Below are 16,788 nucleotides of genomic sequence, written 5' to 3' on the forward strand. Positions count from 1 at the left end.
GTCTTTTACTATTGTGAAAAATTAATAAACCAGCGTTTGTATTGCGTGCGCCGGAATTTTAACTATTGATTTTTCGTTTCCAATAATAAAATTGTATGTAATTTCATTATCAGTATGATTCATTACAATCGTCGCCATTTTGCCATCAGTATTTAAAAATGAAGTACTTAACAAATAGCTTCTGCTTACTGCACTACTTACTCGAACTGCATTTGGACGAATGAATTTTGAAAAATGCCCGATGTAATAATATGATGGGGTATAAATTAACTGACCTGTATTTGTATCGGCATGAATAGGCGCAAAACAAAAATTACCTACGTGGTTTGGTCCGCCTCGTTCGTCCAGAAGAATATTCCAGTCTGTCCAGGCAACGGTTCCGTTGTTAAAATCGTTAATCATTGAGGTTCCATATCTTTCGGCATTTGGCCAAAACTGATATTTTGTATCGTCGAATCTTTCTACACATCCTTCTGTAAACATTAGTTTTTTATCCGGATATGCTTCGTGTACTCTTGCTACGTTGTCGAACATGGGCTGAGCACCTGTCCAGGTTTCATACCAGTGAAAACCCATTCCCCAAACGTATTTTGAAGCTTCGGGATCTGAATAAATAACGTTTGCTCTTTGTACCATTAAATCACGATTGTGATCCCAGGCAATAATTTTTACATCTCCTAAACCTTCTTTTTTCAATGTTGGTCCCAGATAATTTTTAAGAAAATCTCTTTCTTCTTCTGCTGTATATAAACAAGATTCCCAGGTTTGAGTTGCCATTGGTTCATTTTGTACCGATGTTCCCCAAATTGGAATTCCTTCTTTGTTGTAAGCTTTTATAAATTTGGCATAGAAATTTGCCCAAGGCTGAAAAAATTCAAGCAATAATTTTCCACCTTTTAGTACGTCTTTATTGCTTTTCATAAAAGCATTTGGAGACCAAGGCGTTGCATAAGTAACTAATTTTCCGCCAGCTGTTTTGATCGCATCTTTGATTAACGGAATACGGTATTTTCTATCGTGATCTATCGAAAAAGTTTTTAGCTCTTTATCGCCTTCTTCAATGTAAGAATAGCTTCCACTGCTAAAATCAGAACTCTGAATGGTTGTTCTTAGCAATGAATATCCAATTCCTTTTTGGGCATCGTAATAGGCATTTAAAAATTCTTGTTGTTTTTCTTTAGATAATTTGGCGAAGATTTCGGCACTTGCGTCTGTAACGGCACCGCCAATTCCCATAAAGGTCTGAAACTTTTTTGAAGGTTCTACAAAAACCGAAACTTCTGTTTCAACGGGTTGTTTCGATGCTGTAAAACTTAAATTATCTGTAGGGGTTAACCTTAATTTTGTATTATCGGCAGTAGTATAAACTGTGATTTTTTTGTTGGTTGTTGTAAATTTCTGTACCGGTTTTTGGCTCTTTTGTGAAAAAACAGATAAAGAAAAACATAAACAAGTAGTAATAATGAATGTAATTTTTTTCATTGTATATGTTTTAGTAGTAAGACTTTTGTACAAATCTCGTTTTGAACTTAGTCAACCTGATTAAAAAATAGCCCATAATCAATAAAGAATATGGGCTATTCTGACAACCAAACTTAAACTTAACTCAAACTAACATCATATTTGAAGTTACAATTCTTATATGATATTATTATTTTTAAAATAATTTAGTAAAGATCGTTTTGAACCATTTTAGTGTTGTTGAATTCACTGTAAGGAATTGGGAAAGCTTCATTTTTTCCTGCAGTAAATCCTTTGAAAGCCAATTTAGCAGCAGCCTGACCTGTTCTTACCAAATCAAACCAACGGTGTCCTTCTCCGGCAAGTTCTAATCTTCTTTCTGCATAAATAGCATCTAAAGAAACGGGTACCGGTAATACTCCTGCTCTTAATCTAACTGCATCTAAAAGTGCCTGAGCTCTTGCTCCTGTCCCTCCTAAAGCTTCAGCTTCCAGCAAATAAGTATCAGCTAAACGAATGATATAAGTATTAATACCAAAATTTAAGAATGGATTAGACGATTTAATATCGCTATTAACAGCCGCATATTTAATAAAATGATATCCAGTTTCATTATAACTGTCGGTATATGTTATAAGTCCATTGGGATCAGTATTTCCAGTACCTCTTGCTGTACCTGCATCAAAAATAGTAGAAGCATAACGCGGATCTCCTAGTAAAGCAGTTCTTAAATCATTAGTAACTACCATGAAACCCCAACCATTAATATAATCTGGTAAAAGTGCGGCAATACCAGCAGTTTTTCTGGTATAATCTCTAATACCCATTAACTGAGCAGCAACGTTTCCTTCATCGTCACCTCTTTCAAAATTACCCCAGTCAGCATTTGATTTATCTGTATAAGCAATTTCAAAAATAGATTCTGTATTAAATTTGTTCGCATGATTCCATAAATCCGAAAATTTAGGCATCAAATTATAACCATAACTACTTGGCTGGCCAGGAGTAGTTCCGTTTACTTTTGCTAATTCGACAGCAGCTTCTGCTTTTTTATTGTCATATAAATATACTTTTCCTAAAAGAGCAGTTGCAGCTCCCTTTGTAAATCTTCCTAATTCAGCTGATGGTAATGTTATTGGCAAATCAGCAATAGCTTCGTTTAAATCTTTTTCGATTTGAGCATATACTACTTCCGGTTTAGACTGTTCAACTAATGGAATTTCTTCCTTAAGTACAATAGGAGCCAGGATTAAAGGAATGTTTTTAAACATTCTAACAAGATCAAAATAATAATAAGCACGTAAAGCTTTTACTTCGGCAGTAAATCTTGTTTTTTTAGCAGCATCCATAGGAATAGCAGGAAGTTTTGCTAACATGATATTACATCTTGCAACACCTTTGTAATAATCTGCCCAAATATTTGGCGGAATATTTCCAGGGCTTATGCTATAGTTTGACGCAACCTGAAGACCTGGCTGGTCATCTGGCCCTCCACCACCTGCATAGAAATCATCTGATGCAGAGTTTAAAAATAATAAAGGTGCGTTTTCCATTGCTCCTGCAAACTTTCCTAATTTATCGTAAGCGGCAACAAGACCTGAATAAGCTTCTGTTTCGTTTCTATAAAAATTTTCTTCATATACTACTCCATCACCTTTCACTTCTAATTTTTCATCTGTATCGCACGCTCCAAGTGTAAGCAACACTCCAAATGCCATAAGTGACTGTTTAAAACTTATAAGTTTCATAATATTTTATTTTTTTAATTAAAATTGCAAATTAACTCCTAACATGTACGATTTTGCCTGAGGATAATAACCTCTGTCAACACCTTGTACGTTGTTCATCCCTGCAGTAGTAGGCCCTCCAATTTCAGGATCATAACCAGTATATTTGGTTATTGTCCATAAATTTTCTCCTGTTACGTACAATCTTACTTTTTGCAATGAAATGCTTTCTATCCATTCTTTTGGAAATGAATATCCAAGTTGAACTGTTTTAAATCTGAAGAAATCTCCTTTTTCTAAGTTAAAATCAGATGGGTTTGTAAAGTTTTTGTTCGTGTCATTTGTAGTAACTCTAGGATAACTGTTTGTTGATCCCGGTCCTGTCCAACGACCTAAAACTTCTGTTTGGTAGTTTGCGTTTGTAATATCAAGTCTTCTTAAACCTTGATAAATCATGTTTCCACCAGCTCCCTGACCAAAAACTAACATATCAAATCCTTTGTAATCTAAGTTTAAAGTAAACCCGTAAGTATATTTAGGCAATGAAGTTCCCAAGAAAGTTCTGTCATTAGATCCAATTGAACCATCTCCATCTAAATCTTGCCAACGGAAATCTCCTGGTTTAGCATTTGGCTGAATTACTTTTCCTGCAGCATTTTTATAATTATCAACATCTGCCTGAGTCTGGAAAATACCATTTGTTTTAAATCCGTAGAAAGAGTTATAAGCTTGTCCTACTTGTGTTCTGTTGATCTCATAAGAGCTAGACTGAACCGTTTCATCACCTACTAAAAAGTTAGTTCCTTTATCAAGGTAAGTAATCTCATTTTTGATGTATGAGAAGTTTCCATTAACTGAAAGGTTTAATGCTCCAATTTTTTTACGGTATCCTAATTCAATATCAATACCTCTATTTTCCATATCTGCTAAGTTAGCATATGTTTTTCCTGTTGCTCCAACATATCCCGGAACCGGAACTGGCATTAAGATACCTTCTGTTTTTTTGTTGAAAAAATCTACACTTAAATTGAAATCGTGAAATAACATAGTTTCAAAACCAATGTTTGTTTGTTTTGTTTCTTCCCATTTCAAATCAGGGTTTGCAATTGCATTTGTACTTTGTCCGTTAGCTATGTTTCCACCAATAGTGTAGTTTCTTTGAATTCCAACTGTTGAAATATATAAGAAATCCGGAGAAGAGTCATTACCAGTTACACCGTAACCTCCTCTAATTTTTAAATTATTTACAACATCATTTTCTTTCCAGAAACCTTCTTTAGACGGTACCCATCCTAAAGACACAGAAGGGAAAGTTCCGTATTTGTGGTTTGGTCCAAAACGTGTGGAACCATCACGACGAATAATACCTGTAAAAATATATTTCTCTTTGTAATCGTAATTTAACCTTCCAAATAATGATTCAACTCTGTGCTCTAAAGCTTGTGCATTATAAGCATTTGCAATTTTATCAGCAATTGGAATATCAACGTTAAATGATGCGTCAGCATGAGTTGTTGCAGGAACGCCTCTGTAAGTGATATCATTACCAGATGTAATGTTATCCACATAAGTTCCTTTACCTACTAAAACACTAAAGTTATGATCTCCGAATTTTTTAGCATAATTCAAAGTATTCTCCCAATTCCAGCTATATGATTTTTTGTAAGATCTAAATAATTCGTTTACATCTTTTTTCGTAGCTCCGTTTAAGTAGTAAACCGGAGTAAAATTATCTGAACCGTAATAAGCTAATTTAGCACCTGCAGTAGATCTAAATTTTAATCCAGGCAAAATTTCTGCTTCAACAAAAATATTTCCAACAAAATTTTCAGAGAAATCATTATTTCCTAATCTTGTTTGTGTATAAGCTAATGGATTTGAAGTTTCCTGAGTAACGTTTGTAGAAATACCATAGTAGTTTCCGTTTGCATCTCTAAGCGCATTTGCATTTACATATGGGCTACCTGCAACTGCAGCTTCTGGACCAACAATTGATGGTGTTAACGGATCTAAGTTGATTGCAGATGATAATGGACCGCCAAACTCATCATTTGTGTTACCAATACCAATTGTTTTTTCGTTAGAATATCCTAAAGTCTGACCAATTTTGATATACTTACCAAGCTTATGATTAGAGTTTAAACGGATATTTTTTCTTGTATAATTTGAAATATCAGTTGTAATAATACCCTCCTGATCTGTTAAACCAAATGACATATAAAAAGTCGAAGTATCATTACCACCACTAAAGCTTAATTCGTGAGAATAACGTTGAGCATGATCATTAAAAATTACATCCTGCCAGTTTGTTCCTTTAGCTGTTGTTGGTGCGAAAGGTGCAGCTTTACCTCCATTTACATATGCTTCATTTAAAATAGTTGTATATTGAGAAGCATCTAATAAATCGATTTTTTTAGCAGCCTGAGATGTTCCTGCATAACCAGTATAGTTTACAGAAATTTTACCTGCTTTACCTTTTTTAGTAGTTACCAAAATAACTCCGGCAGCAGCACGAGAACCGTAAATTGCACCAGAAGCACCATCTTTAAGCACCTCAATTGATTCAATATCAGATTGATTCAAATATCCAATTCCGCCATTATCTACAATTACACCATCAACAACCCATAAAGGATCGTTGTTGTTTAAAGTTGTAAAACCACGAATACGAATCGTAGAAGCAGATCCTGGCTGACCTGCATTTGCAGCAATAGAAACCCCTGAAACTCTACCTTGTAAAGCTTGCTCTACTCTCGTTATTGGTAAACTTTCTAAATCTTTTGCTTTAACACTAGAAATTGATCCAGTTACAACACTCTTCTTTTGAGTACCATATCCTACTACTACAACTTCATTTAAGTTTTGAGATTCTGGTCTTAATTTAATATCCAGTTTAGTTCTTCCATTTACTGGTTCGTCTACAGTAACATATCCTACAAAAGTTACTGATAAAGTTCCATTAGAAGGAACACTGATTTGAAATTTTCCATCAAAGTCAGAAGCAGTAGCTTTTTTAGTCCCTTTAACTGATATTGTTGCGCCCGGGACGGGTAATCCACTTTCGTCATTTATAACTCCATTTACCGTAACGTCCTGTGCCATTGCGATAACTGAAAACATTAGAGACGAAAAACAAAAAATAAGTAATTTTGTTAATTTCATTTTTCTAAAAATTTTGGTTAATTAATTAGTAATTTGATGCAATAATAAAGTTAAATTTTTACTATTTATAATTAAAATTCATTACAAAAACACATCAAAGTAAATTTTATTACATTACAAAAACACATCATTTTTTTTATAAAAAATTGATTATTAATTATTTAAGTATAAATTATTAGATGTTATCGAAATGTTAATTATAAAAATAAACACTACATTTATGAAAAAACAATTATTTTCGCTTTTATTGAAAATAATTAAGTAAAACTATAGAATCATAATCACGATATTCGATTTTAAATCAAAATATAAAACATTACTCATAAAAATAGATCTTAAAAATTATGAAATTCATAAATTCACTTTCAATATTATTTGTAATTTTTATCTTACCTTTTTCGTTTTTTGCGCAAGTAAAAAGTGTCGGATTACCTCAGGTAAAGAACTATAAAAGGACAGAATATAAAGGAGGAACCCAAAACTGGAACATAGATCAGGATAAAAAAGGAAATATGTACTTTGCCAACAATAGTGGCTTAATTCAGTTTGATGGATCTACATGGCATAAATATTCCTTGCCAAACGGAACAGCAATAAGAAGTGTAAAAATTGACAATACCGGAAGAATATTTGTAGGAGGAAATGATGAATTTGGATATTTTAAAAGCAATGAAAAAGGAGTTTTAAAATACTTTTCACTTTCAAAATTGATTGATAAAAAAGCAAACAAAAACATCAATCTTATTTGGAGGATCCATCTATATAAAGGAGAAATAATTTTTCAATCATTTACCAAAGTATTTTTCTTTAAAAATGAAAAACTACGATTTATTGATGCTCCTAATAAGTTTCAATTTTCATTTTTGGTTAATAAAAAACTCTATTTTCAAGATAAAGTTCTGGGAATTCTGGAATATAAAAATGGAAAATTAGTTCCTCTTAAAGGTTCAACGGTTTTTAATGATAAGGAAATCTGGTCTGTTTTTCCTTTACCAAATAACAGGCTGCTTTTGGCGACTCTGGAAAAAGGACTTTTTGTTACCGATGGAAATTCTGTTAAACCATGGGTAACTGAGGCCAATGAATTCATTAAAAAAAACACATCACTGGGCGGCTGTATAATAAAGAATAAGTTTATCGTTCTCAATTCTGTATTAAATGGATTCATAGTTTGTGATTTAAACGGAAAAATAATCCAACATCTTAATCGTCAAAAAGGGCTTCAAAACAATACTATATTAACTTCATTTGTAGACAGTAAGAACAATCTCTGGCTGGGATTGGATAATGGAATCACTTTTATAAACGAGAATTCGCCTTTCACCTTTTTTGATTATAGTTATAATATCGGAACCGTTTACTCATCTCTGCTTTTTAATGGATATTTATATGTTGCAACAAATCAGGGATTATTCTATCATACCTGGAATAAATCATTTAAAGACGAACCGTTTAGCAGGGTTGAAGGTACAATTGCGCAGGCCTGGAATGTACAGGTAATAAACAACACGCTATTATGCGCCAGTAATAGCGGAGCATTAGTGATTGATCAAAACAGGGTGTCCAAAGTATTAGATACAAAAGGTTATTTCGGATTTAAAGCAATTCCGAATCACGAAAACTATATAATAGGCGAAAGTTATAATGGTTTTTCGATTTTTAAAAAGGGAGCAAATGGCATCGAATATGTAAATCAGGTTGAAGGATTTGACGAAACTACAAATACATTTGAAATAGCATTAGATGGAAATTTTTTATGGCTAAAAAAAGATCCCTATTTATATCAAATGGTATTGTCTGATGACTTAAAAAGATTTGATAACATAAAAAAGCATACTCAGCTTTCATCAGACTATAAAGGAATCGGAAGCTTACAAGTACTGAATAAAAAAATCTACTTTCAAACTAAAAATCATTTTTATAGATTTTCGAAAGAACAAGAAGCTTTTTTTGAAGACAAAAAAATTACTCAGTTATTCCTGGGCATACCTACAATAAACACTTTAATAGAAGACACTTATGGAAATTTATGGTATTCATATAATGAATCGCTGGGTGTATTAACAAAAAACAAAAATGGCAGTTTTACAAAGAAAGAGGCTCCGTTTTCTAACCTTACAGGCAACCTGGTTAATAATTACATTTCTGTAAACACTATTGATCCCGGCAATATTTTCATAGGCCTAACGGATGGTTTAACGCATTATGATTCAAAAATATCAAACAGTTTTATAACGAAACCAAACACATTTATTGAAAGTTTTTCATTTACTGATGATACCATTCTTATAGGAAATCTTGAAATACCAGAAAAAGAATTTAAACTGCCTTATAGTTCAAATCATGTTAAATTTACATTTTCGTCACCAACTTATGAAAATCAGGAAAACTTACTGTATTCATATAAGCTGGAACCTTTTGATGATAGCTGGCGAAATTGGTCTACAGTAGCAATTAAGGAATATACCAATTTGAGAGAAGGCAATTATACAATGAAAATTAGGGCCAAAAACAGCTATGGTATTGTCTCTGATGTTAATGAAGTAAATTTTACTATATCTCCGCCGTGGTACAGACATTTTCTGGCTTATCTTATTTATTTTATTTTTGTTTTAGCCGCTATCTATATTATTTCGAATAGAATTCAATCAAAAATTAGAAAAAACAAATATTACGAAACTATAGAACAACGAAGATTGTATCTTGAAAAAGAATCCAGAATAAGACATGAACAACATGAACTTGAAAAAGAAATCGAAAAACTTAAAAGCGACAAGCTTCAAATTAAAATTTTAGCAAAAGATAAAGAACTCGTAAATAATTCGCTTCAGGTTGTAAAGAAGAATAAAATCTTAAATGGAATAATTCACAAACTCAAAGACATTGATACTAATATCCTGGACGACTCAACAAAATTTGAGTTCAATAAATTACACAAAAGTATCGTAAAAGAGGTCAATACAGACAAAAGCTGGAAGGACTTGGAAAAGCACATTAAAAATGTACATTTTGAGTTCTTAAAACGTCTAAAAGAAAAATACCCGACGATTTCTCCACGCGAACTCGATTTGTCTACTTATTTATTAATGAATATGTCAACAAAGGAAATAGCTGAAATTATGAATATTTCAAGCGGAGGTGTTGAACTTGCAAGATATCGATTAAGAAAAAAACTCGGATTAAATAAGAAAGAGAATTTAATTGGCTTTTTAATGAGCATCTAATCAAAAATAAACAGCCATTTACAATAATAAATGGCTGTTTATTTATGCTATTAAGTATTAAATATATTCTAAACTTCGTTCAAGAGCCATTCCTCTCGAACCTTTAATTAAAATAATATTGTCATTAAAATCTATGGTTTTAAGGTATTCTGCAAAAGCATCAAAGGTTTCAAAAAACCAGATATTTTCTTTTGAAATTCTATTCTCATAAAATGCTTTTCCAATAAAATAACAAGCAGATTCACTTTGATTGGAAACTGAATCGACAATGATTTTATGCTCTTGGACACTTTCGTTCCCTAATTCGAACATATCACCCAAAATCATAACTTTTTTTGGATTGTCTAATTGTACAAAATTGGCAATAGCCACCGCCATACTACTAGGATTTGCATTATAAGCATCCAAAATAATTTGATTTGTACCTTTTTTTAATAATTGAGACCTGTTATTATCCGGAACATATCCTTCAATAGCAGCCTTTATATCTTTTGTATCAACTTTAAAATAAGTTCCTATAGCAACAGCCGCATTAATATTATTAGCATTATAAAGACCAATTAAATTAGACTTTACATTAAAATCATTGTACTCAACTTCCACAAATGGATTGGCTTCAATACTATTAATTTCCAAATCAGCTTTCTCTTTTTTAATTCCAAATGTAAATGAAGCAATACCGTTTGATTTTTCAATCTGAATTGGGTCTTCCAGATTTACAAAAGCCGTTTTCTTATTTTTGGCAAGATATTGATACATCTCACTTTTTCCTTCAATTACACCTTCAACACCACCAAAACCTTCTAAATGAGCTTTGCCAAAATTGGTTATGTAACCATAATCAGGTTGCGCAATTTCACATAAAAATTCAATCTCTTTTTTATGATTTGCACCCATTTCAACAATACCTATTTGAGTTTCACCAGTAAAAGACAATAAGGTTAACGGAACTCCGATATGATTATTTAAATTTCCAATTGTTGCTTTTGTGTTGAATTTTTTAGCCAAAACAACATTAATCAATTCTTTAGTTGTTGTTTTACCATTGCTCCCTGTTAAAGCAATAATTGGCAATTTTAAATATGCTCTGTGAAATTTTGATAATTCCTGTAATGTTTCTAAACTATTTTGAACCAGAATAGTTCTTTCATCTATTAAATAAGCCTCGTTGTCAATAACAACAAACAAAGCACCTAAATCAAGTGCTTGCTGAGCAAAAGTATTAGCATCAAAATTTTCTCCTTTAATAGCAAAAAACATAGAACCTTTTTCAATTTTTCGCGTATCAATTGAAACAGATTTACATTGCAAAAACAAATTGTGAATTTCCTGAATATTCATTTATAAAACATTTTTTATGAATTGTAAAAATAGAAAAGTTATCATAAAAAAATTCCAAATTCCAAACTGAATATTCAGCGCTTGGAATTTGGAATCATTTATTTTGAAATTTCTAAAACTTAGTTTCTAGGCGACTTTCTTCTTTCAGCTTTAGAACCTACTCTAGACATTGCACATCTGAAACCGATATAATCAGTTGCCATATCCTGAGGGAAATATCTTCTTTGAGCCGGATCTAACCAATAAGCTCTATCTCTCCAAGAACCTCCTTTGTAAACTCTTACTTTATCATCGATTAAAGTAGTACGTTTACTAGAGTTGTCATATTTTCTCATCATCTTACCTAAACTATCTGTAGTGATATTATGTTTAGGAGAGTTGTACATTGTTTGATCAGCTTTTGTTCCAGATTCTGAATCTCCAAAGTCAAAATATTTAGATGATTGTTTGTCACCATCTCTATAATTGATATTGTCACTTGTACTGAAATTTGTTCTCAAATAAGTTTCGTTTTCGTCAACTGGTACCTGAGCAATTTCTCCCGGAAGATTTCTAGCTACAACTTTACCGTTACTTAAAGTATCATATTTGATATTCTCTTTTGTAATGATTTCAAGTTTACCGTCTTTACCAATTTTGTTTTTAGCATATTGATTTCCTCTATAGTAGTTAAAATCATTTGCTTCATTATCAATAATAGGTCTGTAAACGTCAGCAACCCATTCCGCAACGTTACCTGCCATATCGTATAATCCGAAATCATTTGGCGCATAGCTTTTTACAGAGTTTGTAATATCTGCTCCATCATCTGACCATCCTGCAATTCCACCGTAATCACCGTTTCCTTGTTTAAAGTTAGCCAATTGATCTCCTTTATTTTTACGTTTTGCCGAACGAGTATAATCTCCAGACCAAGGATATTTCTTTTGTCCTTTATATATATTGTACTCTCTTTGTCCAACATCAGCTGCAGCAGCATATTCCCATTCAGCTTCTGTAGGAAGTCTGTATTCTGGCAAGATAACTCCGGAAGAACGTTGTGCGTACACATTTTTTTCTTCTACTACACCATCTTTATTTGCTTTTGGTCTTCTTCCGTTTGGATTTTTCTTTAATACTAATTCTTCGTTACCACCATAAGTAGTAGAAGGTGAAGCAAGGTAAGCTTCAGTATTAAATAAACTTTCAGCACTTACGTCTGTAGTTTTAGCACCTTTTTTAAGATATCCGTCTTTTTCTAAAACAGCTTCGTTTACACGGTCTGTTCTCCATTTACTAAATTCAACAGCTTGAATCCAGTTTACACCTACTACTGGGTAGTTAGCATAAGAAGGGTGTCTTAAGTAATTATTAGTCATCGTTTCGTTATACCCTAAACGATTTCTCCATACCAAAGTATCAGGAGACGCTCCTTCATAAATATTCTTGTAATTTTCTTCTGTTGGAGGGAAAACTTTTTTAAGCCACTCCAGGTACTCTAAGTACATACCATTCGTAACTTCAGTTTCATCCATGTAGAATGATTGAACGTGTTGTTGAGTTGGTGTGTTATTCCAATCGTGCATAACATCATCCTGTACTTTACCCATAGTAAATGTACCTCCTTCAACAAAAACTAACCCAGGACCAGCCTGTTGTTTTTTCCCTGCATTTCTAGCAGCAGTTCCATTCTGACTATCTACATCCCAACCTGTTGCTCTAGAAGCGTGGCTTGAACTCGATTTTTTGCTACAACTAGCCGTGCCCAACATCAATACCATTGACATCATTAATTGCAAGACTACAATTTTGTTTACTTTCATACTCATTCTTAGGTGATAAATTTAGGTGCTGCAATATAATAATTAACATTTAATTAGCAACATCTGTTCTAATAATTTTATTTAGCTGTTTTTTACCAGAAAATAACCTATAGTTACGAACGCAAAAATATACTTTTTATTATTTACTATAACATGAAATACTATATTTTTACTTACTAAAATGTTTTAATTTCAAACTAGTATTTTCAACCTATGAAACAAGCCATAATTCTATATCTTTTTTTGATTCCTTTTGTCTCATTTTCTCAGATAAATGGCGGCCTCACATTAGATTGGCAAAATAAAAAAGAGATGAGTTTTGGCGAATACAAAATAATCATACCTTACTTCACAGGAAGCAGTTTTAGGTTCGATACTACAAAAAAAAGCATAACACTGCTTCTTAAACTTGCCGAATCGAGCTCTTCAAACAGCAATTCTGTTTCGTTAACTAACGTCATATACGAAACAATTTCAATTACGGATTTAGGAGATTTAACACTTCAAAACATTCCGGACAGACCAAATGAAACGTTAAAAAACGTCTCAGCAAGAGATAAGAAACAAACTTTTCTATCTCTTTACCCAATTATTAAGGAAGGAAATAGCTATAAACGAATCAAGTCATTTTCGTATTCAATAAATAATAGTACAGCAAAAAGCAGTAATTCTTCTTCTTATCAAAAAACGGCCTTAGTTTCTAATTCTGTTTTGGCTTCTGGCGACTGGTATCGCTTTTATGTCGAAAAATCAGGTGCTTATAAAATTTCAAAGTCTTTTTTACAGAGTTTAGGATTTGATGCAGGCAAAGTTGATCCGAGAAAGATTAAAATTTATGGAAATGGTGGAAAAATGCTTCCATTAGCAAACAATACTTATTATCCTGATGACTTAATGGAAAACAGTATTCAAATTATAGGAGAAAATGACGGTACTTTTAATAATGAAGATTATATTCTTTTTTATGCAGAAGGAGTTGACAACTGGAATAATGAAAGCCAGACCAATATTAATTTATACGACACCAAATCATACTATTATATTACAGCAACCGGCAGCGATGGGAAAAGAATTTCTACCGCAAATCAGCCAACAGGCAGCGCTACACTGAACTTAAACACGTTTGATGACTATCAATTTCACGAAGTCGACCTTACTAACGTTGCCCATTTAGGGCGTCAATGGCTAGGAGAAGCGTTTGATATTAATGCAGAACAGGAATTTGAGTTCAATTTTCCAAATCTGGAAACAACAATTCCTGTAAAAATAAAAGTAAACGCAGCTTCGGCCGCCTACACCCCTACTTCTTTTGCGGTTTCTGCCAACGGGCAAAACATCGGCAATATTTCATTTAATTCATTAGTTACAGGTTCTGATGTTAGATATTACTCGGTAAAACTCCCTTCTAACAGCACTTTTACAGGTGCCGACAATATCAAAATAAAACTTACCTATAATAATAATGGTGTACCCGGATCAAAAGGATATCTGGATTATATCAACCTAATTGCAAAACGAAAACTGCAGGGCACAGGAAAACAATTTAAGTTTCAATATGATCTGGCAGGTTCAACTTCGGGAATTGTGAATTATACTATTGGCAACGCTTCAGGCATTAGTCAGATTTGGGATGTTACAGACCTATATAATGTATCAAAAATAGAAAATACAAATTTGGCCACTTTTAGCTTTAAAGCTTCTTTAGGAGAAATTCGAAAATACATTGCAATTGATGCTTCAGATTTTTATACTCCTTTAAAAGATAGTCAGCCCAAAATTGCAAACCAGAATTTGAAAGGAACACTTTTTAAAAACAATCAAAATGCGTTTCAGGATATTGATTATGTAATTATAACTCCTAAAATTTTAATTTCCCAAGCAGAAAAACTAGCCAATTTTCATCGCACTAATTCTAATTTAAATGTAAAAGTAATTTCGCTAGAAAATATCTATCAGGAATTTTCTTCTGGAAAACAAGATATTTCTGCCATTAGAAACTGCATCCGATATATTTATGAAAATGCTTCTTCCGCAGAAAAAAGAATTAAATACGTGAATTTGTTTGGCGATGCATCATTCGATTATAAAAACAGAATTTCAAACAACACGAATATTGTACCTATATATCATTCCTTAAATAGTAACACCGTTGGAGAATCTTCATTTGCATCAGATGACTTTTACGCCCTCATGGATGCTGACGAAGGAAATGTGATTTCTTTTTTTGGAGGAATTGATATCGCAGTTGGAAGAATGTTAATCTCAGACAATGCTCAGGCTGAAGAAATGGTCAATAAAGTTTTGGAATATCACGATACTAAATCGTACGGAAACTGGAGAAATAATTTTGTTTTAGTAAGCGATGATGCTGACCAGAGTTCTGATGCTTCTTTGCAATCCCGTCAAAATGCATTGGCAGATCTTATCTCAACCGAAAAACCTTTTTTTAATATTGACAAAATTATTCTGGACTCATATACTCAGGAAGCTTCTGCCGGAGGATCGAGATATCCAAAAGCAAGAACTGACTTTTTTGATGCTTTTGAAAAAGGAGCTTTGGTTTTTAATTATCTGGGACATGGCGGTGAAGATGGATTGGCAGCCGAAAGAATCTGGGAGAAATCTGACGGTCAAAATTTAAACAACCAATACAAATATCCCTTATTTATAACTATTACCTGCGAATTTTCAAGATTTGATGATCCAACAAGGCCAACAGCGGGCGAATACACATTTTGGAATCCAAAAGGAGGAGCAATTGCAATGCTTACAACCATTCGTGCTATAGGTCAATATAATGCAGAAAATTTTAATGACAACCTTACAAAAAACCTGCTTTCTTATGGCACAAACCAATATACTGCAATCTCAGAAGCGCTTCGGATTTCTAAAAATGATAATCCAAGTTCGTCCAGTAATGTAATTTTTTATATTGGAGATCCCGCTTTGATGCTGGCTATTCCAAAACCCAGAATTAATTTAACAAAAGTAAATGATGTTGTTATTTCACAACCTATTGCTGATTTTAAATCTTTAGCAAAAATTAAAATTACAGGAGAAATTACAGACGAGAACAATACTGTTTTAAGTAATTATAATGGCGAATTAGCCACTGCTATATTTGATAAATTAATTACAACCACAACTTTAAATAATGATGGTTATAGCCCTGCAATGTCTTTCAAAACTTTGGGAGAAACTATTTTTAGAGGAAATGCATCAGTAACCAATGGTCAGTTTGAATTTAGTTTTGTTGTTCCAAGAGACATCAGAATACCGGTAGACTATGGCCGAATTAGCTTTTATGCAAAGAAAACGGCACTTTTAGAGAACCAATCAGGCTATAATACTACCATTAAAATAGGCGGAATAAATGAAAATGCACCTGCGGACAATATAAATCCGAAAGTGAAGTTATATATGAACGACGAAACTTTTGTTTCTGGCGGAATCACAAATAGTTCCCCATTTTTATTGGCTTTTTTAGAAGATGAAAACGGGATAAATACCGCTAGCGGAATTGGTCATGATATTGTTGCGATTTTAGACGGAGATGTAAGTAATCCTTATATATTAAACGATTATTATCAAACTAAATTAGACGATTACACAAATGGAAATTTACGTTTCCCGCTAAGAAATTTAGAAGCGGGACTGCATACTATAAGCTTTACAGCCTGGGATGTTTATAACAATCCCGTAACAAGCGAAATACAGTTTATAGTTGTTGGAGATGAATCGCTGACCCTGACACACGTTCTTAATTATCCTAATCCATTTTCGACCTACACTCAATTTTGGTTTTCACATAACAGACCTTATGAACCTTTAGATGTTCAGGTTCAGGTGATGACAATTACCGGAAAAGTGGTATGGACAAAAAATCAGGTTATTACAACCGAAGGTTTTTTATCAAGAGAGATAACCTGGGATGGCAAAGATGATTTTGGAGACCGCATTGGGAAAGGCGTTTACATCTACAAACTCACTGTTAGATCAAATTTAACAAATAAAAGAGCAGAAAAGTACGAAAAACTTGTCATATTATAAATATATATATATTTTTACCAT

General features: G+C 32.8%; 7 protein-coding genes. 2 read left to right on the top strand and 5 right to left on the bottom strand.

Annotated elements, in window-relative coordinates:
* Positions 1-21: 21 nt before the first annotated feature.
* From AC4FQ3_RS07410 to AC4FQ3_RS07420, 3 genes are all read right to left on the bottom strand, one after another.
* Positions 22-1,482 (bottom strand): glycoside hydrolase family 30 protein, encoded by a 1,461-nt coding sequence (locus tag AC4FQ3_RS07410; RefSeq protein ID WP_491181444.1) that lies wholly within the window; start codon positions 1,480-1,482, stop codon positions 22-24.
* A 185-nt stretch (positions 1,483-1,667) separates the two neighbouring features.
* Complete coding sequence (locus tag AC4FQ3_RS07415) at positions 1,668-3,209, bottom strand: RagB/SusD family nutrient uptake outer membrane protein (protein ID WP_073394950.1); 1,542 nt, start codon at positions 3,207-3,209, stop codon at positions 1,668-1,670.
* Positions 3,210-3,227: 18 nt separating this feature from the next.
* Positions 3,228-6,350: a SusC/RagA family TonB-linked outer membrane protein gene (locus AC4FQ3_RS07420; RefSeq protein ID WP_073394949.1), complete on the bottom strand. Its 3,123-nt coding sequence runs from the start codon at positions 6,348-6,350 to the stop codon at positions 3,228-3,230.
* A gap of 344 nt (positions 6,351-6,694) precedes the next feature.
* On the opposite strand from AC4FQ3_RS07420, the gene AC4FQ3_RS07425 reads away from it, so the two are divergent.
* Positions 6,695-9,574: a triple tyrosine motif-containing protein gene (locus AC4FQ3_RS07425; protein WP_491181445.1), complete on the top strand. Its 2,880-nt coding sequence runs from the start codon at positions 6,695-6,697 to the stop codon at positions 9,572-9,574.
* Positions 9,575-9,631: 57 nt separating this feature from the next.
* Here AC4FQ3_RS07425 and AC4FQ3_RS07430 read toward each other — a convergent pair whose 3' ends face one another.
* Together AC4FQ3_RS07430 and gldJ are read right to left on the bottom strand one after the other, a co-directional pair.
* Positions 9,632-10,915: a UDP-N-acetylmuramoyl-tripeptide--D-alanyl-D-alanine ligase gene (locus AC4FQ3_RS07430; RefSeq protein WP_491181446.1), complete on the bottom strand. Its 1,284-nt coding sequence runs from the start codon at positions 10,913-10,915 to the stop codon at positions 9,632-9,634.
* Positions 10,916-11,034: 119 nt separating this feature from the next.
* Positions 11,035-12,717: a gliding motility lipoprotein GldJ gene (gene gldJ, locus AC4FQ3_RS07435; protein WP_073394946.1), complete on the bottom strand. Its 1,683-nt coding sequence runs from the start codon at positions 12,715-12,717 to the stop codon at positions 11,035-11,037.
* Positions 12,718-12,930: 213 nt separating this feature from the next.
* On the opposite strand from gldJ, the gene porU reads away from it, so the two are divergent.
* On the top strand, positions 12,931-16,767 hold the full coding sequence (porU, locus tag AC4FQ3_RS07440; protein ID WP_491181447.1) for a type IX secretion system sortase PorU: 3,837 nt from the start codon (positions 12,931-12,933) through the stop codon (positions 16,765-16,767).
* Positions 16,768-16,788 lie beyond the last annotated feature (21 nt).

It is taken from the genome of Flavobacterium sp. AK-345, from assembly GCF_058310175.1.

Coding starts and splice junctions, on each gene's coding strand:
- porU (WP_491181447.1), top strand. CDS start 12,931: ATGAAACAAGCCATAATTCTATATCTTTTTTTGATTCCTTTTGTCTCA.
- AC4FQ3_RS07430 (WP_491181446.1), bottom strand. CDS start 10,915: ATGAATATTCAGGAAATTCACAATTTGTTTTTGCAATGTAAATCTGTT.
- AC4FQ3_RS07420 (WP_073394949.1), bottom strand. CDS start 6,350: ATGAAATTAACAAAATTACTTATTTTTTGTTTTTCGTCTCTAATGTTT.
- AC4FQ3_RS07415 (WP_073394950.1), bottom strand. CDS start 3,209: ATGAAACTTATAAGTTTTAAACAGTCACTTATGGCATTTGGAGTGTTG.
- AC4FQ3_RS07410 (WP_491181444.1), bottom strand. CDS start 1,482: ATGAAAAAAATTACATTCATTATTACTACTTGTTTATGTTTTTCTTTA.
- AC4FQ3_RS07425 (WP_491181445.1), top strand. CDS start 6,695: ATGAAATTCATAAATTCACTTTCAATATTATTTGTAATTTTTATCTTA.
- gldJ (WP_073394946.1), bottom strand. CDS start 12,717: ATGAAAGTAAACAAAATTGTAGTCTTGCAATTAATGATGTCAATGGTA.